This is a genomic window from Luteibacter sp., from assembly GCF_035539195.1.
Taxonomy (GTDB): domain Bacteria; phylum Pseudomonadota; class Gammaproteobacteria; order Xanthomonadales; family Rhodanobacteraceae; genus Luteibacter.
The window spans coordinates 42,434-67,083 of record NZ_DATLIW010000021.1 but is presented as its reverse complement, the minus strand read 5'-3'; the positions used below and the strand labels follow the sequence as shown (position 1 = coordinate 67,083).

General features: G+C 65.8%; 21 protein-coding genes. 12 read left to right on the top strand and 9 right to left on the bottom strand.

Annotated features, from left to right (window positions below):
- Nucleotides 1-826: 826 nt before the first annotated feature.
- The 3 genes from VM621_RS06560 to VM621_RS06550 all read right to left on the bottom strand — a co-directional run bounded on the left by VM621_RS06560 (nucleotide 827) and on the right by VM621_RS06550 (nucleotide 5,021).
- Nucleotides 827-2,266: an amino acid permease gene (locus VM621_RS06560; protein WP_325468164.1), complete on the bottom strand. Its 1,440-nt coding sequence runs from the start codon at nucleotides 2,264-2,266 to the stop codon at nucleotides 827-829.
- A gap of 88 nt (nucleotides 2,267-2,354) precedes the next feature.
- The gene (locus VM621_RS06555; RefSeq protein WP_325468163.1) at nucleotides 2,355-3,848 is read right to left on the bottom strand and encodes an amino acid permease; all 1,494 of its coding nucleotides are present in this window, start codon (nucleotides 3,846-3,848) and stop codon (nucleotides 2,355-2,357) included.
- Between the two features lie 216 nt (nucleotides 3,849-4,064).
- Nucleotides 4,065-5,021, bottom strand: a complete 957-nt coding sequence (locus tag VM621_RS06550) for a hypothetical protein (protein ID WP_325468162.1) — start codon at nucleotides 5,019-5,021, stop codon at nucleotides 4,065-4,067.
- 156 nt (nucleotides 5,022-5,177) lie between these two features.
- Between VM621_RS06550 and VM621_RS06545 the strand changes: the two genes are divergently transcribed.
- Nucleotides 5,178-5,726 (top strand): NUDIX hydrolase, encoded by a 549-nt coding sequence (locus tag VM621_RS06545; RefSeq protein WP_325468161.1) that lies wholly within the window; start codon nucleotides 5,178-5,180, stop codon nucleotides 5,724-5,726.
- A 5-nt stretch (nucleotides 5,727-5,731) separates the two neighbouring features.
- On the opposite strand, the gene VM621_RS06540 is transcribed toward VM621_RS06545, so the two are convergent.
- Nucleotides 5,732-6,256 (bottom strand): 3-hydroxyanthranilate 3,4-dioxygenase, encoded by a 525-nt coding sequence (locus tag VM621_RS06540; protein ID WP_325468160.1) that lies wholly within the window; start codon nucleotides 6,254-6,256, stop codon nucleotides 5,732-5,734.
- Between the two features lie 152 nt (nucleotides 6,257-6,408).
- On the opposite strand from VM621_RS06540, the gene VM621_RS06535 reads away from it, so the two are divergent.
- Nucleotides 6,409-7,683 (top strand): FAD-binding oxidoreductase, encoded by a 1,275-nt coding sequence (locus VM621_RS06535; protein ID WP_325468159.1) that lies wholly within the window; start codon nucleotides 6,409-6,411, stop codon nucleotides 7,681-7,683.
- Nucleotides 7,684-7,705: 22 nt separating this feature from the next.
- On the opposite strand, the gene VM621_RS06530 is transcribed toward VM621_RS06535, so the two are convergent.
- From VM621_RS06530 to VM621_RS06515, 4 genes are all read right to left on the bottom strand, one after another.
- The gene (locus VM621_RS06530) at nucleotides 7,706-8,629 is read right to left on the bottom strand and encodes an MBL fold metallo-hydrolase (protein WP_325468158.1); all 924 of its coding nucleotides are present in this window, start codon (nucleotides 8,627-8,629) and stop codon (nucleotides 7,706-7,708) included.
- Between the two features lie 131 nt (nucleotides 8,630-8,760).
- Entirely contained in the window at nucleotides 8,761-9,969 is a 1,209-nt protein-coding gene (locus VM621_RS06525; protein WP_325468157.1) for an acetyl-CoA C-acyltransferase, read from the bottom strand.
- Nucleotides 9,970-10,020: 51 nt separating this feature from the next.
- Entirely contained in the window at nucleotides 10,021-12,390 is a 2,370-nt protein-coding gene (locus VM621_RS06520) for a 3-hydroxyacyl-CoA dehydrogenase/enoyl-CoA hydratase family protein (RefSeq protein ID WP_325468156.1), read from the bottom strand.
- A 34-nt stretch (nucleotides 12,391-12,424) separates the two neighbouring features.
- Nucleotides 12,425-13,087, bottom strand: a complete 663-nt coding sequence (locus VM621_RS06515) for a TetR/AcrR family transcriptional regulator (RefSeq protein ID WP_325468155.1) — start codon at nucleotides 13,085-13,087, stop codon at nucleotides 12,425-12,427.
- A 244-nt stretch (nucleotides 13,088-13,331) separates the two neighbouring features.
- Between VM621_RS06515 and ndk the strand changes: the two genes are divergently transcribed.
- The 8 genes from ndk (at nucleotide 13,332) to moeB (ending at nucleotide 21,337) form a co-directional block, all read left to right on the top strand.
- Entirely contained in the window at nucleotides 13,332-13,757 is a 426-nt protein-coding gene (ndk, locus tag VM621_RS06510; protein WP_325468154.1) for a nucleoside-diphosphate kinase, read from the top strand.
- An 8-nt stretch (nucleotides 13,758-13,765) separates the two neighbouring features.
- Entirely contained in the window at nucleotides 13,766-14,890 is a 1,125-nt protein-coding gene (gene rlmN / locus VM621_RS06505; protein ID WP_325468153.1) for a 23S rRNA (adenine(2503)-C(2))-methyltransferase RlmN, read from the top strand.
- Nucleotides 14,880-15,650 carry a type IV pilus biogenesis/stability protein PilW gene (gene pilW / locus VM621_RS06500; RefSeq protein WP_325468152.1) on the top strand — a complete coding sequence of 257 codons (771 nt, stop codon included), beginning with the start codon at nucleotides 14,880-14,882 and terminating at the stop codon, nucleotides 15,648-15,650. Before rlmN ends, pilW begins: the two co-directional genes overlap by 11 nt.
- 89 nt (nucleotides 15,651-15,739) lie before the next feature.
- Complete coding sequence (locus tag VM621_RS06495; protein WP_325468151.1) at nucleotides 15,740-16,720, top strand: helix-turn-helix domain-containing protein; 981 nt, start codon at nucleotides 15,740-15,742, stop codon at nucleotides 16,718-16,720.
- 153 nt (nucleotides 16,721-16,873) lie between these two features.
- Complete coding sequence (locus VM621_RS06490) at nucleotides 16,874-17,524, top strand: YfgM family protein (RefSeq protein WP_325468150.1); 651 nt, start codon at nucleotides 16,874-16,876, stop codon at nucleotides 17,522-17,524.
- Entirely contained in the window at nucleotides 17,521-18,720 is a 1,200-nt protein-coding gene (bamB, locus tag VM621_RS06485) for an outer membrane protein assembly factor BamB (RefSeq protein WP_325468149.1), read from the top strand. The genes VM621_RS06490 and bamB overlap by 4 nt, the downstream gene beginning before the upstream one ends.
- Before the next feature lie 23 nt (nucleotides 18,721-18,743).
- Nucleotides 18,744-20,141, top strand: coding sequence for a ribosome biogenesis GTPase Der (der, locus tag VM621_RS06480; protein WP_325468148.1), 1,398 nt, complete (start codon nucleotides 18,744-18,746; stop codon nucleotides 20,139-20,141).
- A 26-nt stretch (nucleotides 20,142-20,167) separates the two neighbouring features.
- Nucleotides 20,168-21,337: a molybdopterin-synthase adenylyltransferase MoeB gene (gene moeB, locus VM621_RS06475; protein ID WP_325468147.1), complete on the top strand. Its 1,170-nt coding sequence runs from the start codon at nucleotides 20,168-20,170 to the stop codon at nucleotides 21,335-21,337.
- Nucleotides 21,338-21,342: 5 nt separating this feature from the next.
- Here the strand turns inward: moeB and VM621_RS06470 are convergent, their stop codons facing one another.
- Nucleotides 21,343-21,909 (bottom strand): GNAT family N-acetyltransferase, encoded by a 567-nt coding sequence (locus VM621_RS06470; RefSeq protein WP_325468146.1) that lies wholly within the window; start codon nucleotides 21,907-21,909, stop codon nucleotides 21,343-21,345.
- Nucleotides 21,910-21,974: 65 nt separating this feature from the next.
- Here VM621_RS06470 and folD point away from each other — a divergent pair, with 65 nt between their 5' ends.
- Together folD and guaB are read left to right on the top strand one after the other, a co-directional pair.
- Nucleotides 21,975-22,850: a bifunctional methylenetetrahydrofolate dehydrogenase/methenyltetrahydrofolate cyclohydrolase FolD gene (gene folD / locus VM621_RS06465; protein ID WP_325468145.1), complete on the top strand. Its 876-nt coding sequence runs from the start codon at nucleotides 21,975-21,977 to the stop codon at nucleotides 22,848-22,850.
- Nucleotides 22,851-23,152: 302 nt separating this feature from the next.
- Nucleotides 23,153-24,613, top strand: a complete 1,461-nt coding sequence (gene guaB, locus VM621_RS06460; RefSeq protein WP_107912617.1) for an IMP dehydrogenase — start codon at nucleotides 23,153-23,155, stop codon at nucleotides 24,611-24,613.
- The last annotated feature ends 37 nt before the right edge of the window (nucleotides 24,614-24,650 follow it).

Sequence of the window (24,650 nt, the reverse complement as noted above, 5' to 3'; positions counted from 1 at the left end):
CGCAGAGCCTTCGGTGCCCACCCTCGCTGCTCAGACAGGTCCTCCGCGTTCGGTGCGGAAGGCCGCTTCGCGGCGTGTCTTATATGGCCTACGGCCGCTCACTTGTGCGGAACTCGCCTCGAGGGTGGGCACCGAAGACTCTCCCGAACCGTGAGGCTCGCGTGGGCCGAGCCAAAGCCCGCGGCGGCATCGCCGGCAGGCACGCCGACACCAGCGCGACGAAGGTATTGGGCAACCGGGTACAGCAACCGCTTCCGCTTCGCCCGGGCGTGCCGGGCGCGGCGGGGCCGACGACGGCACGACACAACGGCTCTCCTGCCAATTGACCGTATCGTCGTGAGAGACCTTGGCGTCCACCCTCGAGGCGAGTTCCGCACAAGTGGAGCGGCCGTAGGCAAATAGGAACATGGGCCGCGGTAGCGGCCTTTCCTTGTCGAACGCGGAGGACCTGTCTGAGCAGCGAGGGTGGGCGCCAAGGTCTCCCCGCGAAGCGCCCAAGTGTACAAAGCCCCCCGGTAATCCGCGAAGAACCCAAAAAAGGCCAGCCGCGAGGCTGGCCTTTTGTCTGAATTTGTCATGCGAGACGCAAAATGCAGCTCAGGCGCGCCAGGCCGAGGAGCTGACTCGCCTGACGCGCTGAGCGGCAATCCGGGGCCCACTGCCAAGTGATTTACCCGCGGAACCGGGATCATACTCCCCTCCGGGCGCGACCGGCCAATGGCAGTTAAATGACATCCATCTTTTTGCGCATTATTTCGCAAATACAATCATTTAACGAAAAAACCTCGCGTGGTTAGCGAGGTTTTAACGGGGCCTGGGACAGGCCTCAGCGGAGGTGGCGGAGCCTGCTGTTCCGGTAGCCGTAGACCATGTACATGATCACGCCGAGTACGGTCCACACACCCATCAATACCCAGTTGCGAATGCCCATCGACCACAGCAATGCGATGCAGCTGAGGATACCGAGCACGCAGGTGACCGGAGCGATCGGCACGCGGAAGGTGCGCGGAAGTCCGGGTGCGGTCTTGCGCAGGATCATGACGCCGGCGCACACGGCGCAGAACGCGACGAGCGTCCCCATCGAGGTGAGGTCGCCGAGTACGTTGAGCGGGAACACGGCGGCGAGCAAGGCGATGCCGATACCGGTGATCACGGTGTTGATGTGCGGCGTGCGGTACTTCGGATGGATGGTGGTGAACACCTTCGGCATGAGACCGTCGCGGCCCATGATCATGAAGATGCGCGGCTGCGCGATGATCATGACCAGGACGACCGACGACAGGCCGATGAGCGCGCCGACTTCCACGATGCCACGCAGCCAGCCGAGTTCCGGATGCTGGCGGATGGCGGTGACGACCGGTTCCGACGTGCCCAGTTCGGCGAATGGCACCAGACCGGTCAAGACGGCGGCCATGGCGATATAGAGCACCGTGCAGATGGCCAGCGAGGCGAGCGTGCCGATGGGCATGTCGCGCTGTGGATTCTTCGACTCCTGTGCGGCTGTCGATGTCGCTTCGAAGCCGATGTAGGCGAAGAACACCATGGATGCGCCACGGAGGATGCCGGCCCAACCGTACTTGTCGCCGCCCTGGTTGGCGGGAATGAACGGGTGCCAGTTGGCGGTATCGATGTGGCTTGCGCCGACCACGATGACGACGATGATCAGCGCGGTCTTCAGCAGCACCATCGCCATGTTGATCCCGGTCGACTCCTTGATACCGACGTAGCAGACCCAGGTCAGGGCCAGGGTGATGCCGACGGCGGGAAGGTTGAAGAAGGCGCCGGTCAGAATGAGGTGTCCGTCGACGAAATCGACCGGCGCATTGGTCAGTGCCGGCGGAATGTGCAGACCCATGTGGTCGAGCAGGCTGACGAAGTAGCCCGTCCAGCTCACGGCGACCGCGGAAGCGGACACGCCGTACTCGAGGATCAGGTTCCAGCCGATGAACCAGGCCGCGCCTTCGCCGAGCGTGGCGTAGGCATACGAATAGGCGCTGCCCGAGACCGGGATCATCGAGGCGAACTCGGCGTAGCACAGCGCGGTGAACGTGCTGCAGATCGCCGCGAGGATGAACGAGATGATGATGGCGGGTCCGGCATGCTCCGCCGCGGCGACGCCGGTGATGACGAAGATGCCGCCGCCGATGACCGCGCCGATGCCGAGCGCGGTGAGCCCCCAGGGGCCGAGTGTGCGGCGCAGGGCGGGGCCGTGTGCGTCGTCGGGTTCGGCCTGGGGGGCTTTCTTGGCAAGTAACTGCTTGAGCATGGACGGCCCGGGAAGAAGTGACGTGGAGAGAATAGTCGCAAAAGGAAAGGCCGGCGGGTGACCGCCGGCCTTTCCCGGTTCGTTTCTATCAGCCTAGCGACTTGCGCAGCTTGCTGTGCGCGTAGCCGTAGAAGAAGTAGATCAGCTGGCCGATGACGATCCAGCCGAGCATCAGGCGCCAGTGTTCTTCGAAGGCCTGCCAGAACAGGTAGATACAGGCCAGCGCGCCGACGATGGTGATCGGCCACACGAACGGCACGCGGAAGCTGCGCTTCAGGTCCGGGCGGGTGTAGCGCAGGATCAGCACGCCGATGCAGACGGTGGCGAAGGCGAGCAGGGTGCCCATGGAGACGAGTTCGCCGAGCACGCTGACCGGGAACAGGCCGGCCATGGCCGCCGCCGCGACACCGACGATGATCGTGCCGATGTAAGGCGTGCGGAACTTCGGATGCACCTTGGCCATGGTCTGCGGGAGCAGGCCGTCCTTCGCCATCGAGAAGAAGATGCGCGGCAGGCCCATGAGCATCACCAGGATGACCGAGGACAGGCCGGTGATCGCACCGAGGATGACCAGCGCCTTGAGCCACGCCAGCTGCGGGTACAGGCCCAGGGCGGTGGCGACCGGCTCCGGCGTGTTCAGCATGCGGAACGGGGCGATACCGGTGAGGACCAGCGCCACGGCGATGTACAACACCGTGCAGACCGCCAGCGAGCCGAGGATACCGATCGGCATGTCGCGCTGCGGGTTCTTCGCCTCACCGGCGGCGGTGGACACCGCGTCGAAGCCGACGTACGAGAAGAACACGATGGTGGCCGCGCGGAAGATGCCGCCCCAGCCGAACGTGCCCGGACCTTCGGACGCCGGGATGAACGGGTGCCAGTTGGCCGGATTGATCACCTGGATGGCGAAGGCCAGGAACAGCAGGATCACGGTGACCTTGATCGTCACGATGATCGAGTTGACGAAGGCGGACTGCGTGATGCCGACGTAGCACAGGCCCGACAGCGCGGCGATGATGACCACGGCCGGCAGGTTGATCAGGGTGCCGGTGGCCTGGATGTGGCCCTCGACGAACTTGAACGGCGCCGAGGCCAGTTCGACCGGAAGCGCGAGGTCGGTACCGGCCAGGTGGCCGATCATCCCAAGCATCTCGTTGAAATAGCCCGACCAGCCGGCAGCGACGGTGGCGGCGGCGAAGAGGTATTCGAGGACGAGGTTCCAGCCGACGAACCAGGCGACGTACTCACCGAGGGTGGCGTAGGAGTAGGAGTAGGCACTGCCGGAGACCGGCAGCATGGCCGCGAATTCGGCATAGCACAGGCCTGCAAGGGCGCAGGCGAAACCGGCGATGAGGAAGCTGATGACGAGGGCGGGACCGGCATGGAGCGCAGCGGCCTGGCCGGTGATGACGAAGATACCTGCGCCGATGACGGCGCCGACGCCGAGAAGAACCAGGTGTTTCGCGGTGAGTACCCGCTTCAGCTCGCCGTTGTTGGCGTGCGCGCCGGTTTCAATGTGTTCACCAGCGTCTACGTGCGGCGCGGCCTCGATGGGATGCGTCGCGAACAGGTGTTTCAACATGTGTCTCCCCTACTGCCGGAATGTAGCCTTTTATTATTGGGACCGCCGCGTGAGTTACGGTGGACACGCAGCTGCCCTGAAGCGCTGGCACGGCACCATAGCCCAGCGGGGCAAGGCCGTACAAGTTGCATTGCGAGGCGTGCCAATGCATTGCACAGAGAAGTTGCGGATGTCGAGCATGACTTGCGGCGGTTGTGCTTGGACAGGGCGCGGTGCTCAGAAGACCATGTTCAGCGCGACCTGCGGTGCGACGTAGTCGGAGGCGTTGCGGCCGCCGACGCTGAACTGGACGCCGGCGATCAGGCCGACTTTGGGGCTGAAGTGGTACTCCACGGCCGGTGCGAGGCTGAAGGCGTGCCCGGACGGGAAGGTGTAAGCGCCGTGGCCGCTCGCCGTGCCATTGACGCGGTCGCCGCTCGAACGGTTCCAGATCCCTTCGCCGACCAGCACCCAGCGGGCGTCGAGCGCGTACTCGGCCGCCAGCGAGGCGCTCCAGGTCTCGCCCGGCCGGGCGTAACCGTGGAAGCCGGGCGGCGTGCCGTAGACACTCGGACCACGCAGGCGCACCCGGCCGGGCGCCGGGCTCCAGGCCAGCTGACCACGCCAGCGCAGTGCGTGACCGTTGTCCAGCCAGTGGAGTTGCTGGGCGCCGAAGGCGAGCGTGCTGCGCGCTGCGCCGTCACCCATGCCGTTGAGGGCGTTGTTGTCGAGGTGGTGGTACCGCCCGGTGGGCAGTCGCTGGGCCAGGGACGCCGCGAGGACCAGTCCGGTGCCGTCCGCCTCCGGAGCCTTGAGACGCGCCTGCACGCGAACGGCGGAATCGCCCATGCGCAGGCCGTCGCTGTGCACGCCCCCCACCGAGGTGCGCGCGGCGTTGAGGGTCAGCTGCACCGAGATGTTTTCGGTGAGGCCATAAATGACGGGCAGGGACACCTGCCATTGGCGTGCCGTCGCCGGATCGAGATGGCGGTTGCCGTCGCCGTCGTACCAGCCGCGGGTGCTGGTGTGGATCAGGTAGGGTTCGACGTTGACCATGCCGGCGGGCAGCGAGTTCACCGCCGGCGTGACGAGCGGGCCGGTGAAGTTGGCTTCGCGATCGGCCGGTGTCGCAAGAACCGATGCCGGAACGGAGGAAACGATGAGGGCGAAGGAGAGGGAGCGACGAAGCGACATGCGCGGGTCCTTGCGGTGTGCAGCGGCCGCTGCGGGCGAAGGCGCGCGTCGTGCGCGCCGGAGAGGTCATCGTAGGCAGGTCCTTGGTGCGACCGACATCGGATTAGTCTGAAAAAGCCGTGAGAGAATTCCTGCTCGTCTATCCGAGCCCTCGCCATGCACCATCCGTATCCGCGCCTCGCCGAGGCCTTCGCCGACTATGCGGCGCGCTTCCCGGCAGAACCCGACCTCGCCCGCTTCGACGAATGGCTACGCGCCGGATCGCATCCGTTTCATCGGGAAACGCCGTCGGGTCATTTCACCGGCTCGGCGTGGCTGGTGAGCGCCGATGGCGAGCGGGTGCTCCTGATGCATCACCGGAAACTGCAGCGCTGGCTGCAACCGGGCGGCCACGCCGACGGCGATGCGGACCTGGCGAACGTGGCGCTGCGCGAGGCGCAGGAGGAATCCGGGCTGGCCGACCTCGACCTGCTCCCTGGGATCTTCGACATGGATCTGCACCTGATCCCCGCCAGGCGCGATGAGCCGGAACACTGGCACTACGACGTGCGCTACGTCGTGGTCGCGCGCGGCAGCGAAGCCTTCACGATGAACGAGGAGTCGCTCGACCTTGCGTGGCGGTCGATCGCCGAGTTGGCCGCCGATACCTCGGCGGACACGTCGCTACGTCGCATGGCGCTCAAGTGGCTGGCTCCCACAGGGTGAACGAGTCAGTCGCTGTACTTCGCCGGCGCCGGGTGTACCGTGCCGCACTGCGTGCACGTGCGCGCCTCCAGTGAGCGATAGAACGTCTCGAAGACCGGTGGGAAGTCGGATTCGATACTGTTCAGGACGAAGTATTCCTCGTACAGCTTGTGGTTGCAGGTCTCGCAGAACCACAACAATCCGTCGCGCTCGCCGGCGAGCCGCCGACGCTCCACCACCAGGCCGATCGAGTCGGGCATGCGCTGCGGCGAGTGCGGCGTGCGCGCGGGCAGGTAGAAGATTTCCCCCGCACGGATGGGGATGTCCCGCGCCGCACCGTCGTCCTGAACCTTCAGGACCATGTCGCCTTCGAGCTGATAGAAGAATTCGGGACCTTCGTCATAGTGATAATCGGTGCGCGCGTTGGGACCGCCCACGATCATGATGATGAAGTCGCCATCGACGATGCATTTGTTGCCTACCGGCGGCTTGAGCAGCGCGCGGTTTTCGTCGATCCAGCGTTTCAGGTCGATCGGGGGTAGCAGGCTCATGTCGGGGCACCGTCGGAACGTTCGGGCATCATAGCCGGAGCCCGATGTCGCCGGCATGGCCGGCTCCGCCATGCGCGGCACAGCTGCCGGGACTTCCGCCGGCGGCGCCACTGCCGTACAACTCTCGCTCCCTGCCGCAGGATATCGCGCCCATGTCGTCGTGGTACCACGATCGCGTTCCCGTACCGCCGCTTCGCCCGCCGCCGGAAGGCCGGCGCGAAGCCTCGGTCGTGATCGTGGGCGGCGGCTTCGCCGGGTTGAACACGGCGCTCGGCCTCGCCGCGCGCGGCGTGCGCGACATCGTCCTGCTCGAAGCGAAGTCGGTGGGTTTCGGGGCGTCTGGCCGCAATGGCGGCTTCGTCTTCGCCGGGTACTCGCTAGGCGAGAAGGCCTTGCTCGAGCGGGCGGGTCCTGAGCGGGCGAGGGCGCTCTACGGTCGCACCGTCGACGCCGTGAACCTGATCCGCGAGCGCATCTCGGCCTTGTCGATCGCATGCGATGCCGTCGACGCCGGCGTGGTCTGGGCCAACTGGTTTCGCGATGCGGAGGTACTTCGCTCGCGCCAGCGCCTCCTGGCCGAGCGCTATGGGGCCGACTGGCAATGGATTCCCGCCGATGCCATGCACGAGTTCGTTCACAGCGAGCGTTACCACGACGGCCTTTACGAGCGGAACGCCCTGCACATCGATCCGCTGGCGTATGCGCGTGGCCTGGCGCGAGCCGCCGAGGCCGTCGGCGTAGCCATCCATGAAGGATCGCGGGTGCGCATGCTGGAGCGGCACGGCCCGCGCTGGACGCTCCGGGTGGGCGATGCGGAGATCGAAACCCCGCAAGTCGTCCTCGCCTGCGGTGGTTACCTCGCCGGTCTGGACCGGCGCATCGATCGCGCCGTCCTGCCCATTGCCACCTATGTGATGGTGACCGAGCCCCTCGGCGACCGCCTTGCAACGTGCCTGCGTACGCGCGCGGCGGTCTACGACACGCGGTTCGCTTTCGACTACTACCGCCCCCTGCAGGACACACGGTTGTTGTGGGGTGGCCGGATCTCGGTTCGCGATCGCTCGCCTGCCGCCGTGAAGCGTGTGCTGAAGCGCGACCTCGAGCGGGTTTTCCCGGCGCTTGAAGGGGTGCGCATCGAACGGGCGTGGTCGGGCCTGATGAGCTATGCACGCCACGAGATGCCACAAGTCGGAACCCACGGCAACGGCCTGTGGTATGCCCAGGCCTTCGGCGGACACGGACTGGCGCCGACCTGCGCGGCCGGCGAGGCACTGGCGGACGCGATCGCCGGCGGCGACTCGAAGCTGGAGGCCTATGCCGGCTTCGGGCTCGATCCGGTACATCGCCCGTTCGGCTACCTGGCGGCGCAGGGAACCTACTGGAAGGCCGAGCTGGCCGACTGGTTCAAGTCGCGGCTCGAGGGCTGACACGCGCGCGGCCGGGACTTGCTCACGCCGCTCCCCGATCCAGCCAGACCAGGATGCCCTGTGCGTTCAGGCGGATATCGATCTTCAACAGCGCGAGGATGTCGTCGCGGCCCAGGGTCACGCCCTGACGCCGTGCGCGGGCCACATAGAGGTCGGCGAATTCGCTTTCGATGCGCTGCTCGCGGTCGGCGGCAGCGACGTGTCGTCTGGCGATAGCCACCATCTCGTCGATGGTCTCGTGCAGATCCTGCGCAAGGCGCGCCACGTCCGTGACGCGGCCGTAGTGCGTGAGGTACATCGCCTCGGGCTCGTAGCCGAGCATGCGATCGATCGAACGGTGCGCCGCGTCCGCTTCGAACTGCACGGGCGAGGTGGTGGGAACGATGAAGGCGCCGCCGGGCGAATCGAGTTCACGGTAGGACAGGCCGAAGATGTCACCGGTGAAAAAAGCGCTGGAGCGATCGTCGTGGATCGCGATGTGGTGCCGTGCGTGGCCCGGCGTATCCAGGCAGAGGAGGGCCCGTCCGGCCAGGTCGATGACGAAGCCGTCCGCGGCTTCCACGACTCGATCGGCCGGCACCGGCACGATCTCGCCATAGCTGCGGCGGACTTCGTCTTCCCCGTAAACGCCACTGGCGCCGGCGATCAGCACGGAGGGATCGATCATGTGCCGCGCGCCTCGCGGATGCACGGCGAGCTTCGCGTACGGCAGGTGCTTCAACAGTTGGCCCGCGCCGCCGGCGTGATCGAGATGCACGTGCGTGAGGACGACCCAGTCGATGTCTTTCGGATCGAGGTCGGCGGCCTTTATCGCGTCGAGGAAGTGCGGCAGCGAATGCGAGGTACCGCTGTCGATGAAGGCCCCGCGGCCGCGTTCGACCACGAGGTAGGCGGCGTCGAACGTCGGGCGGCCGAAGCCGGTGTCGATGGTGTGGATGCCGTGCATGCGCCCAGCATAATCCAGGGCCACGACCTGTGCGTCGGGTCGATGTGGGAGCCGCTTCGGCGGCGATCGGGTTCTCGCGGTAGCTTGGCCCGCTACCGCGGGATCGCCGATGAATCGGCTCCTACATGTCCTTACAGCGCTTCGAAGATGCCCGCCGCGCCCATGCCGGTGCCGATGCACATCGTCACCATGCCGTACTTCTGCTTGCGACGGCGCAGACCGTGGATCAGCGTGGCGGCACGGATGGCGCCGGTCGCGCCCAGCGGGTGGCCGAGGGCGATGGCGCCGCCGAGCGGATTCACCTTGGACGGGTCGAGGCCGAGATCGCGGATGACGGCCAGCGCCTGGGCGGCGAAGGCTTCGTTCAGCTCGATCCAGTCCAGCTGGTCCTGGGTGATCCCGGTCTGCTTGAGCGCCTTGGGAATGGCTTCCTTCGGGCCGATGCCCATGATGTCCGGCGCGACGCCAGCGACGGAGAAGCCGACGAACCGGGCCAGCGGGGTCAGGCCGTAGTCTTTGATCGCCTTCTCGCTGGCGATCAACAGGGCACCGGCACCGTCGGACATCTGCGAGGAGTTGCCCGCGGTGACCGAGCCGCCGAACTGGCCGTTGCGGAACACCGGGCGCAGCTTGCTCAGCACGTCGAACGTGGTGTCCTTGCGCGGACCTTCGTCGGTGTCGATGATGCGACGGTCTTCGCGGACGCTGTGGTTCAGCAGGTCGGGGTAACGGTCGTCCAGCTGGAACGGGGTGATTTCGTCCTTGAACTCGCCCGCCGCGATAGCGGCGAACGCGCGTTCGTGGGATTGCAGGGCGAAGCGGTCCTGATCCTCGCGGCTGACTTTCCAGCGCTCGGCGACCTTCTCGGCCGTGATACCCATGCCGAAGGCGATCGCGCGGTTCTCGTCGTTCTCGAAGATCGCCGGATTCATGGCGATCTTGTGGCCCATCATCGGCACCATGCTCATCGACTCGGTGCCACCGGCGAGCATGAGGTCGGCTTCGCCCAGGCGGATGCGATCGGCAGCCATGGCGATGGCCTGCACGCCGGACGAACAGAAACGGTTGATGGTGACGCCGGGCACCTGCTCGGGCAGGCCAGCCAGCAGCACGCCGATGCGTGCGACGTTCATGCCCTGCTCGGCTTCCGGCATGGCGCAGCCGATGACCGCGTCGGCGATCAGGGCCGGATCGATGCCGGGCGCCTGTTCGATCACCGCACGGATGACGTGCGCCAGGAGGTCGTCCGGACGGGTGTTGCGGAACACGCCGCGCGGCGCCTTGCCTACCGGGGTGCGGGTGGCGGCGACGATGTAGGCGTCTTGCACTTGCTTGCTCATGGGGTGGTTCCTTTAAGGGGGAAAGTCGGATGCGTAAGAGCGCGGCGCGCGTCAGTTACGCAGTGGCTTTCCCGTCGTCATCGTGTGCGCGATACGGGCCTGGGTCTTTTCGGTCTGCGCCAGTTCGACGAAGTGCCGACGTTCGAGCGCGAGCAGCCAGGTTTCGTCGATCGGAGAACCGCGTTCGATCCGGCCACCGGAGAGCGTGTCGGCGATGCGGGTGGCGATATCGATATCGTGCGGCGAGGCGAAATACCCTTCGGCCATGTTCGCCAGCGAGGCCTTGAACGTCGCCGTCGAGGTGTCGCCGGCTGCGGTGATCGCGCGCGCCGGCATCGGCGGACGGTAACCGGACTCGGCCAGAGCGATAGCCTGGGCCTTCGCCACGTGCAGCACTTCGTACGTGTTGAACACCACGACATCGTCCTTGCGCAGCAGGCCCAGCGACTTGGCTTCGATCGCGCTGGTCGAGACCTTCGCCATGGCGACGGTCTCGAAGATCTTTTTCAGGTACTCGAACGGGTCTTCCGGATTCGCCTGCCAGGCGCGCACGGCGAACTCCTTCAGGCCGCCGCCGGCGGGCAGCAGGCCGACGCCGGCCTCGACAAGGCCGATGTAGCTTTCCAGCGCGGCGACGGTGCGGGCCGAGTGCATCTGGAACTCGCAGCCGCCGCCGAGCGCCAGACCGCGCACCGCGGCCACCACCGGCACCAGCGAATACTTGATGCGCATGCTGGTGGCCTGGAAGTTCGCCACCATGGCTTCGAATTCGGCCAGTTTGCCGGCCTGGATCAGGCCCAGCGCACCCTTCAGGTCCGCGCCGGCCGAGAACGGCTCGGACGGCTGCCAGAGCACGACGCCGCGGAACTGCTGCTCTGCCAGGCCGATCGCGTGCTGGATGCCGTCGAGCACGTGGTCGTTGACCGTGTGCATCTTGGTCTTGAACGAGATCACACCGATGTCGTCGCCGCTGGTCCACAGGCGCACGCCGTCGTTCTCCCAGACGGTGGTGCCCTGGTCGAACTTCTCGCCCAGGATCGGATCGGGGAAGGCCTGACGCTGGTAGACCGGGTGCGTCGAACGCGGCTTCTCGGCCTTGGCGCTGGCGGAGTACGAACCCGCCTTGCCGTGCACGCCGTTGCGGCCGTCGGTGACCCAGGCGGGCAGGGGCGCACTGCTCATGGTCTTGCCTGCGGCGATGTCCTCGGCGATCCAGCCGGCGATCTGCTGCCAGCCGGCCGCCTGCCAGAGCTCGAACGGACCGAGCTTCCAGCCGTATCCCCAGCGAATGGCGAAATCGACGTCGCGCGCCGTCTCGGCGATGTCGGCCAGGTGAAAGGCGGTGTAATGAAACAGGTCGCGGAACACGGCCCAGAGGAACTGCGCCTGCGGGTCCGAGGAAGCGCGCAGCTTGGCGAACTTCTCGGCGGGGTCCTTGATCGCGAGGATCGCGGAGACCTCGTCCGATGCTTTCTGCTCCGACGCGCGGTAATCCTGCTTCTGCAGGTCGAGCACCACGATGTCCTTGCCGGCCTTGCGATAGAAGCCGGCGCCGGTCTTCTGGCCCAGCGCGCCCTTGTCGATCAGACCCTTCAGCCAGATCGGCGGCTGGAAGTAGCTGTGCCAGGGATCGTCCGGCAGGGTGTCGCCCATGGTCTTGACCACGTGGGCGAGGGTGTCCAGGCCGACGACATCGGCCGTGCGGAAGGTGGCACTCTTCGGCCGGCCGATAGCCGGGCCGGTCAGCGCGTCGACGGTGTCGAAGCCCAGACCGAACTGCTCGGTGTGGTGCATCGTCGACAGCATCGAGAACACGCCGATGCGGTTGCCGATGAAGTTCGGGGTGTCCTTGGCGTACACGACGCCCTTGCCGAGGGTGGTCGTCAGGAAGGCTTCGAGGCCTTCCAGGACGCTCTTTTCGGTCAGCCGGGTCGGAATCAGCTCGACCAGGTGCATGTAACGCGGCGGATTGAAGAAATGCACGCCGGTGAAGCGGTGGCGCATTTCTTCCGGCAGCGCTTCGGCCAGGCCATTGATGGACAGGCCCGAGGTATTGCTCGCCAGCACGGCCGTCGCCGACACGTGCGGCGCGATCTTCTGGTAGAGATCGAGCTTCCAGTCCATGCGCTCGGCGATCGCTTCGATCACCAGGTCGACGTCGGCCAGCAGGGCGAGGTCGTCCTCGTAGTTGGCCGGGATGATCGCGGCGGCCAGGCCCTTTTCGGCGAGCGGCGCCGGCGACAGTTTCGCCAGGTTGGCGATCGCCTTCAGTGCGATGCCGCTCTTCGGGCCTTCCTTGGAGGGAAGGTCGAAAAGCACGGTTTCCACGTTGGCGTTCGTCAGGTGCGCGGCAATCTGCGCGCCCATGACGCCGGCGCCGAGTACCGCGGCCTTGCGAATGCGTAACGGTGTTGCGGTCATGGTGTTCTCCGATGGTGCTGAGGATCGTCCCCGGTCAGCGCGTGGCCGTGGAGTTCGAAACGGAAGGGTTGCGCAGGCCGGCGGCGGCGAAGCGGATCAGGTGCTCGGCGGCGGTCTCGCGATGGTCGCGTTCGGCGACATCGCTCTTGCGCTGGATGATGCCGAAGTCGGCCATCGCGTAGGTCAGGGCGCCGGTCACGATATCCAGGCGCCAGTAGATCTCTTCCTTGGCCAGCCCGGGCAGCAAGCGGGCGAATTCGCCGGCGAACTGGCGCAACACGTGTCCGTAGTTCTCAGACAGGAAGCGGCGCAGGGTCTCGTTGTGCTCGGCGTAGGCCCGGGCCAGGACGCGGACGAAGGCGGCGGCGCCACCGTCATTGCGGGAAAGGTCCAGCGCCGGGCGGATGTAGGCGTCGAGGACGTCCTCCAGCGAGGTCGTATCCTGGCCGGCGACCTTGGCCAGGGCGGCGAGGCGGCGGGTGTTCAGCTCGTCCAGGCGGCGCCGGAACACCTCTTCGATGAGCTTGTCCTTGGAGCCGAAGTGATAGTTCACCGCCGCCAGGTTGACCCGGGCCGCCGCGGTGACCTGGCGGAGCGAGGCCCCGGCGAAGCCGTGCGTGGCGAAAAGGGCCTCGGCAGCGCCCAGGATCCGCTCCTTGGTGCTGCGTTCGCGGGATGCGTAGGGTGCGCTCGTCATGGCGGCGGACTCCGGAGGCGGGGTGGTTTGAATCAAACGATCGTTTGAGAATACGCCCGGCGTTGCAGGCGGGTCAATCTGCAGGCGCACAACCCTGCAAACGGCTTGCGATTGAGCTAGAATCTGTCAAGATTTCGTGAGCTAAGTCCGTCATTCGTGACGGCTTTGGTTCCAGACTTTCACCAGGCGTCCCCAGAGGCGCTGGCAACCTAATTCGTCTTTTCCCATTTCCCGGAGCATCCGTATGGCGCTGGAGCGCACCCTTTCGATCATCAAGCCCGACGCGGTCAAGAAGAACGTCATCGGCGAAATCCTCACCCGCTTCGAGAAGGCCGGTCTCAAGATCGTCGCCGCCAAGATGAAGCAGCTGACCAAGGAAGAGGCCGAGGGCTTCTACGCCGTCCACAAGGAGCGCGGGTTCTTCAACGACCTCGTCGCCTTCATGATCTCCGGCCCGGTGATGATCCAGGCGCTCGAAGGCGAAGGCGCCGTTCTCAAGAACCGCGACCTGATGGGTGCGACCAATCCGAAGGAAGCCGCGCCGGGCACGATCCGCGCCGACTTCGCCGATTCGATCGACGCCAACGCCGTCCATGGCTCGGACTCGGTCGAGAACGCCGCCATCGAGATCACGTATTTCTTCAACGACTCGGACGTCGTTTCGCACTGAGTGACGCCGTGAACACGCCTGCCGACAAGGTCAACCTGCTCGATTTCGATCGCAAAGGGTTACGCGATTTCTTCGCGGAGCTCGGCGAGAAGCCTTATCGTGCCGAGCAGGTCATGAAGTGGATCTACCACCGTCTCGAAAGCGATTTCGAGAACATGACCGATGTCGGCAAGGCACTGCGTGAGAAGCTCAGTGCCAGCTGCTACGTCGGCCCGCCGAAGACCGCGTTCGAGAAGACCGCGGTCGACGGTACGCAGAAGTGGCTGCTCGGCATGGATGGCGGCAACGCCATCGAAACCGTCTATATCCCGGAGCCGACCCGGGGCACGCTCTGCGTGTCTTCGCAGGTCGGCTGCGCCCTGAATTGCCAGTTCTGCTCCACGGCAACCCAGGGCTTTTCCCGCAACCTGTCCACCGCCGAGATCATCGGCCAGGTCTGGGTCGCGGCCAAACATCTCGGCAACGTGCCGCACCAGCAGCGTCGCATCACCAACGTGGTGATGATGGGCATGGGCGAGCCGCTGCTCAACTTCGACAACGTGGTCAAGGCCATGAGCCTGATGCGCGACGACCTCGGCTTCGGCCTGGCCGGTAAGCGCGTCACCTTGTCCACCGCCGGTCTCGTGCCGATGATCGACAAGCTGTCCGTCGAAAGCGACGTATCGCTCGCGGTGTCGCTGCACGCGGCCAACGATGAGCTGCGCACCGAGCTGGTGCCGCTCAACAAGCGCTACCCGCTGGTCGAACTGGCGGCGGCGTGCGAGCGCTACATCAACCGCGCGCCCCGTACGACGATCACGTTTGAGTACACGCTCATGAAGGGTGTGAACGACAAGCCCGAGCATGCGCGCCAGCTGATCAAGTTCATGCGTCGCCTGCCGGGCGCGAACAAGGTCAACCTTATCCCGTTCAATCCGTTCCCGGGGACGCGTTTCGAGCGTTCGGGTCCGGATGAGATCCGCAACTTCCAGACCCAGTTGCTCAACGCAGGCGTTCTCACCATGCTACGCCGCACGCGTGGTGACGACATCGACGCCGCGTGTGGCCAGCTGAAGGGGCAGGTGGTGGATCGCACCCGTCGTCAGGCTGAATTCCGCAAGAAACTCGAAGAGGGAGTGGTGAATGCGGCTTGAGCGGTGGGGGTTGCTGGCTGCGCTCGCGTTGGCGTGCGCGGGCTGCGTTGGCGGGCAGTCGGGGCTGAAACCGACGAGCGCCGCCGATGAAAAGACCAGGGGTGCCGAGGTCCACACCGAGCTCGGGCAACGTTACATGCAGCAGGGCGACCTCAAGGGCGCCATGGAAAAACTGCAGCAGGCCCTGACGTTCGACCCGAATTACGCCCCGGCCCACACCGTGCTGGGCGTGTTGTACGAAAAGATCAACGATCCGGTGAATGCCGAACTGAATTATCGGAAGGCAGTGGAGCTGGATCCGAAAAAGGGTTCGAACAACAACAACCTGGCGGTTTTTCTGTGCAAGCAGGGCCGGGCGGCCGAGTCCAGGGCCTACTTCGATCGGGCCCTCGCGGACCCGTTCTACGAGACGCCCGACCTTGCCATGACCAATGCGGGCACCTGCCTGCTGGGGTCGAAGGACTACGACGCTGCCGAGGTTTACTTCCGTAAGGCGCTAGACCGTAATTCCAACAACCCCGATGCGCTGTATCAGATGGCGAACGTGTTGTACCTTAAGAACGATGCTTTCAGGGCCCGTGCTTTCCTGCAGCGCTTAGAGGCGCAGGGTCAGCCGAGTCCGACTGCTTTGAAGCTCGGTCACGATATCGAGCTCCGTCTGGGCGACGGGGAGGCCGCCCGGGATTACGCCAAACGCCTGCGCGAACAGTTCCCGGATTCGGAACCCGCGCGCGCACTCGAAGCCACCGCACGTCAATGACTCCTGTATCTTCGAATTCATCCGGTCGGGACGGTCGCGAGCAGGACTTGTTCGCAGGCATCGAGCCACATGCACCCAGGGAGGAAGCCATGGACCCGCAGACCGAGGCAAACGCCGACACGGCTGGTCGCGTGCTCATCAATCATGTCGCAGACCCTGTTTTCGGGGCTCGCCTGCGTGCGGCTCGCGAGGCGCGGGGCTATACCGTCGAGGCCTGCGGCCAGGCGCTGCGCCTGCCGACGCGCCTGATTCGCCAGCTCGAGGCCGGCGAGTACGGTGGTATCGATTACCAGGTGTACCTGGCCGGCTACCTGACCAAGTACGGTCGCTACGTAGGCGTCGACGAAGACGCTATCCAGGCCGAGCTCGCCCGCATGACCCCGCGCCAGCCTGATCTGGTGGTCACCGGCGGCGTCTCGCACTCGCGCTATCTGCTCGAGCGTTACGTGACCGCGGCGACGTATGTCGTGCTGACCGCGGTGATCGTGGTGCCGATGGTGTGGCTGGGTGTGCGCGGTACGCTCGACCGCGACATGGCCCGACTCGCCCCGCTGGATGCGACCCCTGTCGCCCAGCAGGATGCGCCGGCGCCGGCCTCGTCCGCGAGTGCCCTGGTCGCCGCCGCCAGCGAAAGCAAGCCGGCTCCGGTCGCGGCGTCACGCACCGAGGACCAGCAGCCGCTGCTCGCCTCGATGGCGATGTTCCCGCCGCTGGACCACAGTGCCGCCAAGTCGCCGCTGGCCACGTCCGTGGCGCCCGCCACGGCGTCGCCCGACGTGGCGGCCGTCGACGGTGCAGGGGCTCATGGCCTCACGCTCAGCCTGCCGTCGGCGAGCTGGGTCGAGGTCACCGCGTCGGACGGATCGCGCCTGGAATACGGCATCCTGCCGGCCGGCACGCAGAAGTCCTATCGCAGCGACAAGACCCTCGACGTCCGTATCGGCAATGCCGCTGGCGCCCAGGCCACGATCGACGGCCAGCCGGTGGAGATCGACACCTTCCGTCGTGCCAACGTGGCGCGCTTCCGCGTCGATATCCACGACGGCAAGGCGGCACCGGTCTCCTACTGACCGGCTTTCGCGATCGTCGCGTGTAAGCGCGGGCCCGCCGGCCCGCGCTTTTCGGTTATCCTTACCTATTGATCCATACCACTCCATCGCCGATGGCCGGTGTGGGCTCGTTCCCTCCAAAGTTTGGCTGCGCGGAGCGCAGTGGGTGATTGCATGTCTTTCGACGTATACGACGATTACGAGCAGGGTGAGCGAGTCCAGCAATGGCTTCGCAAGAACGGCGTGTCCATCCTCGTGGGCATCGTGCTCGGCCTGGTCCTGATCTTTGGCTGGCAGCAGTGGAAATCCCACCGCGCCGGCCACGAGCAGGCCGCCGCCGGCGAGTACTCGGCGTTGCAGCTTGCCGTTGCCCAGAACAAGGCCAACGAAATCGACGTGCGCACCGAGAACCTGATGAAGGACTATTCGGATACCGCATGGTCGGTGTTCGCCGCCGGCGAGCGTGCCCAGCGCAACCTGCTCGCAGGCCAGCTGGACAAGGTCGCCGGCGATCTGGACTGGGCCAAGGCCCATGCCAAGGACGAAACGCTCAAATCCCTGGTCGAGCTGCGTATCGCGCAGCTGAAGCTCGCCCAGGGCAAGGCAGACGAAGCCATCGCGACGGTCGACGCCATGCAAGGCAAGTCGTTCGCCGCGATCGCACAGGAACTCCGTGGCGATGCGCTGGTCAAGCTTGGACGCCACGACGACGCACGCAAGGCCTATCAGGCGGCGATCGCCGCGATGGGCGACAGCGCACCGCAGCGCGGTGTGGTTCAAACGAAGCTCGATGATCTGGCAGTGGCCGGGAAGCAGGGTGCATGAAACTTTTTTGGGCAATCGCGTTGACTTCGTCGCTGGTCGTTCTGGCCGGCTGCCATTCGTTCAAGAAGGAAAACGTCGAACCGCCGACCCCGCTCGACAAAAAGTTCGAGCCGACTGTCAAGGTCGAGCGCTTGTGGAAATCCAGCATCGGTGACGGTGCGGCCGAGTCCGGCGTCCGTATGCGTCCGGTGGTCGCCGACGGCGTGCTCTACGCCGCCAGCACCGACGGAAAGATCGCGGCGTTCGAGGCCAACAGCGGCAAGAAGCTGTGGGCCAAGAGCATCCGCCAGCACGGCTGGTTCGGCTGGGGCGACGCCAAGCGCGAAGACGCCCGTTTCTCCGGCGGTCCGGGCGCCTCGGGTGACCTCGTCGCCATTGGCACGCTCGACGGCCATCTGTACGGCATCAATGCGAAGGACGGCGAGCGTCGCTGGGCCGCCGAGGTTTCCTCGGAAGTCATCACCGCGCCGGTCATCGTCGGCGACCTCGTCGTGGTCCGCTGCAACGACGGTCGCGTCTACGGCATCGACGCCACCAACGGCGAGCGCCGCTGGGCCTACGACCAGGCCGTCGTGCCACTGCTCAGCCTGCGTGGCAATGGCCGCCTGCTCGTCGCCAACGGCGTCGTGTTCATGGGCACCGATGCCGGCAAGCTCACGGCCATCCGCCTGGACAACGGCGAGAAGCTCTGGGAGCAGACGCTCGCCACCGGCGAAGGCCGTACCGAGATCGATCGCCTGAGCGATGCCGACGGCGCGCTGGTCCTCGACGGTGCGACCCTCTACGGTGCGGCGTATCACGGCCAGCTGACCGCGATCGACGGTCCCAGCGGTCGTCCGCTGTGGAACCACGGCTTCTCGACCTTCACCTCGCTGGACGTGCACGACAACGCCATCTACGGCGTGGACGACGAGTCCCAGGTATTCGCCTTCGACAAATCGACCGGTGCCAGCATCTGGAAGCTCGGCGACCTGAAGTACCGCTGGCTCACCGGCCCGGCCGCACAGGGCAAGTACGCCGTGGTCGGCGACCTCGACGGCCACATCCACTGGATCGACGGCAGCAACGGCAAGATCGTCGCCCGCGAGCGTCTGTCCAAGAAAGCCATTCGTGCCCAGCCCGTCGTGGTGGGTGACACCGTATACGTCGAAGATGTCGAGGGCCATATCGGCGCCTACCGCATCCCGACGAACTGATCCACAGGAATACTGCCCCTCCCATGTTGCCCGTCGTCGCCCTGGTCGGCCGTCCCAATGTCGGTAAGTCGACCCTCTATAACGCGCTGACGCGTAGCAGGGACGCCCTCGTCGCCGATATGCCCGGTGTCACTCGCGACAGACACTACGGTGTCTGCCGTCTCGGTCCGCGGCCCTTCGTGGTCGTGGACACGGGTGGCCTGTCGGGCAGCGACGAGGGTATCGAAGGTCTCACGGCGAACCAGGTTCGCCTGGCCATCGAGGAAGCGAACCTGCTGGTCTTCGTCGTCGATGCGCGTGACGGCGTGCTGCCGCAGGACGCCAGCATCCTCAACGAGCTGCGTCGCAGCGGCAAGCCGGTCATCGTCGTGGTCAACAAGACCGACGGTGTCGACGAGGCCGTGGCGCTCGGCGAATTCGCCTCGTTCGGCATGGCCGAAACCCTGCCGATGTCCGCCGCGCACAACCGCGGCGTCGACGTCCTGGTCGAGCACGCGCTCACGCATCTGCCGGACGACCGCGACGATGATCCCGGTCTTGCCGACCAGGGTATCCGCGTGGCCATCGTCGGCCGCCCGAACGCGGGCAAGTCCACCCTGATCAACCGCCTGCTCGGCGAAGACCGTCTCATCGTGTCGGACGTGGCGGGCACGACCCGCGATCCGATCCGGGTGCCGCTCGAGCGGGACGGCAAGCGCTTCACCCTGATCGACACCGCCGGCGTCCGTCGCCGTGCCCGAGTCGAGGAAGCAGTCGAAAAATTCAGTGTTATCAAAACGCTGCAGTCCATTGCGGCGTCCCAGGTTACGGTGGTGATGATCGATGCGCGGGAGAACCTGGCCGATCAGGACCTGACGCTCATCGGTGGCGCCATGGAAGAGGGGCGGGCGCTGGTCATTGCCGTCAACAAGTGGGACGGCATGGACAAGTACGCTCGCGACCAGTGCATGGCCGCCCTCGGCCGCCGTCTGGCCTTCGTCGAGTGGGCGAAGACCGTCTTCATTTCCGCGCTGCACGGCTCCGGCCTCAGCGAGCTGATGAAGGCTGTCGTCCGCGCGCATGCGGCGGCGACGAAGGTCATCACCTCGAGCGACCTGACTCGCACGCTAGAGAAAGCCTACGAGGCCTATCAGCCGCCGCTGGTTCGCGGGCATGCACCGAAGCTGCGCTACGCGCATCCCGGTGGCAACAACCCGCCGACGATCATCATCCATGGCAGCCGCACAAAGCACATCGCGCCGGCGTATCGTCGTTACCTCGAAGGTTTCTTCCGCAAGCGCTACAAGCTCGAAGGTACGCCGATCCGCATCGATTTCCGTGACGGTGAAAATCCGTACGCGGGCAAGAAGAACGTTCTGACGGACAGCCAGCAGCAGAAACGTCAGCGCATGATTCGTAACGCGAAGCGACGCGAAAAGTAAGCGTCGCCCTCGTCGAGGAGCCTCGCATGTCTGAAGGTCTGGATCGGGAACGTTGGCTGGCCGACTTGCGCCTGCGCGTTCCCGAAGTCGCTGCCGCCGATGCCTTCGTTCGCCAGGCCGGCGGTGCCTTGCTCGTCGATGTCCGCGAGGACAGCGAACGCGCCGGAGGCATGCCTGCGGCGGCGTTGGGACTTTCCCGCGGGTTCCTCGAGCTGCGGATCGAGCAGGCGGAGCCGGACCGCGACCGTGACATCCTCGTTCTTTGTGGCAGCGGCCAGCGCTCGCTGTTGGCCGCCGAGGCGCTGCAGCGCATGGGTTATCGGCAGGTCTCCTCCGTCGCCGGTGGCATGGGCGCATGGAAAGTCGCCGGGCTTCCGGTCGTGACCGGGTCGCTCGACGCCGACGCTGCCGAACGCTACGCGCGCCAGCTGCTGCTGCCCCAGGTGGGCGAGGCCGGTCAGGCGACCCTGGCGGCATCGCGCGTGCTCGTGGTCGGCGCCGGCGGCCTTGGCGCTCCGGCCTTGCTGTACCTGGCCGCCGCGGGCATCGGGCATCTGACGGTCGTCGACGACGATCGCGTCGAGCGGTCCAATCTGCATCGCCAGGTGGTCCATGCGGACGCGCGCGTGGGCATGAGCAAGGCCGAATCCGCAAGGATGACCCTCTCCGCCCTGAATCCCCGTGTCCATGTGCACGCCCTGGTCGAGCGCCTTCGCGCGGACAACGTCGAATCCCTGATCCGCGGCCACGACGTGGTGATCGACGGGGCGGACAACTTCGCCACTCGCTACCTGCTGGCTGCCGCGACACGGCAGTTGGGGATACCGATGGTCTACGCGGCCATCGAGCGTTTCACTGGCCAGGCCAGCGTCTTCGATCCTCGCCGTGACGATTCGCCGTGCTATCGCTGCCTGTTTCCCGAGCCGCCGGCGGCCGCCGATGCGCCGAACTGTAGCGAGGCCGGTGTGCTGGGTGTGTTACCCGGCCTGGTCGGGCTGGTGCAGGCCACCGAGGCGATGAAGCTCATCCTGGGCATCGGTCGGCCCCTGGTGGGGCGCCTCCTGACCTACGACGCGCTCGGCATGCGTTTTCGCGAGCTGACATTGAGGCGGGATCCGCTGTGTCCGGGGTGCGGGCAGGGTGCTCGTTTCGCCGGGTATGTCGATCTCGAGCGGATGTGCGCTGCCGCCGGTTGACGGGCTCAGTCCAGGTCGTCGGGGATGAGGGCGTACATGGCGGCGTCGACCGATGTTCCGTTTACAACCAATCGGTTACGTAATATTCCTTCGAACTTACCTCCGATTCGTTCAGCGGTTTTTCGGCTCGCGACGTTGTCGTGGGCCGCTACGATCTCCAGGCGCGAAACGCCGACCGTTTCGAAGGCAAATCGCGCCGCCATTTTTCCGCAATGCCCTGCTATACCAGTACCTTGCGCAGACTCTCTCACCCAATACCCGAGGTTGGCGAATCGCTGTTCGCGGTTCACATGGTTCACACCCATGCCGCCGAGGATCGCGTTCGTGCTCGCGTCGACGATCAGCATCTCGAAGCCGTCACCGAGCAGCCAGGTCTGCCGGCACAGCCCGATCCAGCGCTCGGCCGTGGCGTCGTCGTAGGCGGCGGTGCACCAGTCCTGCCAGCGCCCCACGGTGGCCACCGATTCGCGCACCGCTTCGGCCAGCAGGGGCGCGTCGGTCATGCGGTGGGCGCGAAGGCCGAGGACGCCGTCGGTGAGGTCGTGCGGGTAGGGAACCGTATCGAGAGTCATCCGGGGAGTATGCGCGCATGGTGCTTTGCAGCGATAATGTGGTGTTTTCGCAGGGCAAACACTCCATGACCGCACGTATCCTCGACGGCAAGCGTATCGCCCACGAGTTGCTCGAGCACATCGGGCGATGTGTCGCCAAGCGCGTCGCCGAGGGCCGGCGCAAGCCCGGTCTTGCCGTCGTCCTGGTGGGCGAGGATCCGGCATCCGCGGTCTACGTGAGGAACAAGCGCAAGGCCTGCCAGCAGGTGGGATTCGAATCGTTTGCCTACGACCTGCCGGCGACCACGACCCAGGAAGAGTTGTTCGCCCTCATCGACAACCTCAATGCGGATCCCGCCGTCCACGGCATCCTCGTGCAGTCGCCCTTGCCTGAGCACATCGACGAGGATGCGCTGGTCGATCGCATCGATCCGGGCAAGGACGTCGACGGCTTCCAGGCGGTGAACGTGGGTCGCCTCGCGCTGCGCCGCTTCGGCCTGCGCCCGTGTACGCCCAAGGGGGTGATGACCCTGCTCGGGCATACGGACACCCCCGTACGCGGCCGCCACGCGGTGATCGTCGGCGTGTCCAATCACGTCGGGCGGCCCCTCGCGCTTGAGTTACTTATTGCTGGTTGTACAGTCACTTGCTGCCATAAGTTCACTCAGAATCTAGAAGGATTCGTCGGCCAGGCCGACATCCTCGTGGTGGCAGCCGGCAAGCCGGGCCTGGTCAAGGGCGAGTGGGTGAAGCCGGGTGCCGTCGTTATCGACGTCGGCATCAATCGGCTCGAAGACGGGCGCCTCGTCGGCGACGTGGAGTTTGCGCCGGCAGCCGAACGGGCCTCGTGGATTACCCCGGTGCCGGGCGGCGTGGGACCGATGACGGTGGCGACGCTGATGGAAAACACCCTCGAGGCCGCCGAGGCGATCGACGTGTCGTTCCGCCAGGATTCTGTGTGAGAGAGGACATGGGCTGTGTGGGGGAGGCCATGGACTGTGTGGGAGAGGCCATGGACTGTGTGGGAGAGGCCATGGGCTGTGTGGGAGAGACCATGGGCTGTGTGGGAGCCGGCTATGCCGGCGATGCTCTCGCTGGGTGTGGCGGCTAAGCCGCTTTGTTGGCTTTTCGCCGCTGAAGCGGCTCCCACAGAAGCGGTTCCCACAATTACCGTGGTGGCTCCCACATGTACCTGGCTCGCACATGTACCTATATGTTGCAATGCACGGTATAATGCCGCGATTTACTCGCGGGACTAATGCTCATGCGCATCCTTGCTGAGGCACTCACTTACGACGACGTGTTTCTGGTACCCGGCCACTCCACGGTCATGCCTCGCGACGTGGATACCTCGACGCGCTTCACGCGCGGTCTTCGCCTGAATATCCCCATCGTGTCCGCCGCCATGGACACCGTCACCGAGGCTCGCCTCGCGATCACGATGGCGCAGAACGGCGGCATCGGCATCATCCACAAGAACATGACCCCGCTGCTCCAGGCCGCCGAAGTTCGCCTGGTGAAGAAGTTCGAAGCCGGCGTCATCCGCAGCCCGATCACGGTGCGCCCGGATACGTCGATCGGCGAAGTCATGGCGCTGACCCGCGCACACAACATCTCCGGCGTGCCGGTGGTCGACGGCGAGAAGCTCGTCGGCATCGTCACCAGTCGCGATCTTCGCTTCGAACGCAAGCACGACGACCCGGTCCGCAACATCATGACCCGGGAAGATCGTCTGATCACGGTGAAGGAAGGCGCTTCGCACGACGAAGTGCTGGAACTGCTGCACCGTAACCGTATCGAGAAGGTGCTCGTCGTCAACGACGGCTTCCAGCTCCGCGGCCTGATCACGGTCAAGGACATCCAGAAAGCCCGCGACAATCCGAACGCCGCCAAGGACTCCCACGAGCGCCTGGTGGTCGGCGCCGCGGTCGGCGTCGGCGGCGATACCGAGCAGCGTATCGAAGCACTGGTCGATGCCGGTGTGGACGTGATCGTGGTCGACACCGCCCACGGCCACTCGCAGGCGGTCATCGACCGCGCGGGCTGGGTTAAGAAGCATTACCCGCAGGTCCAGGTCATCGCCGGCAACATCGTCACGGGCGAGGCGGCGCGCGCGCTGCTCGGTGCCGGTGTCGACGCGGTCAAGGTCGGCGTGGGCCCGGGCTCCATCTGCACCACCCGTATCGTCACCGGTATCGGCGTGCCGCAGATCACCTCGATCGACCTGGTGGCCACGGCGCTCAAGGGCGAGATCCCGCTGATCGCCGATGGCGGCATCCGCTATTCGGGCGACATTCCCAAGGCGCTCGCCGCCGGCGCGTCCTCGGTCATGCTCGGCTCGATGTTCGCCGGTACCGAAGAGGCGCCGGGTGAGGTCGAGCTGTTCCAGGGCCGTTCGTACAAGAGCTACCGTGGCATGGGCTCCATCGGCGCCATGCAGCTCGGCTCGAAGGACCGCTACTTCCAGGACGAAGCCGACGCCGACAAGCTGGTACCCGAAGGCATCGAAGGTCGCGTGCCGTACCGCGGTCCGCTGCACAACATCATCCACCAGATGATGGGCGGCCTGCGTGCCTCCATGGGTTACATGGGCGCGGCCAACATCGACGAGATCCACGAAAAGGCCCAATTCGTGAAGGTGACCGGTGCCGGCGTGCGCGAAGCGCATCCGCACGACATCCAGATCACGAAGGAAGCGCCGAACTACCGCCTGACCGACGCCTGAGACGCTCGCTCCAGGTGACCCAGGACGCCCGCCTCAA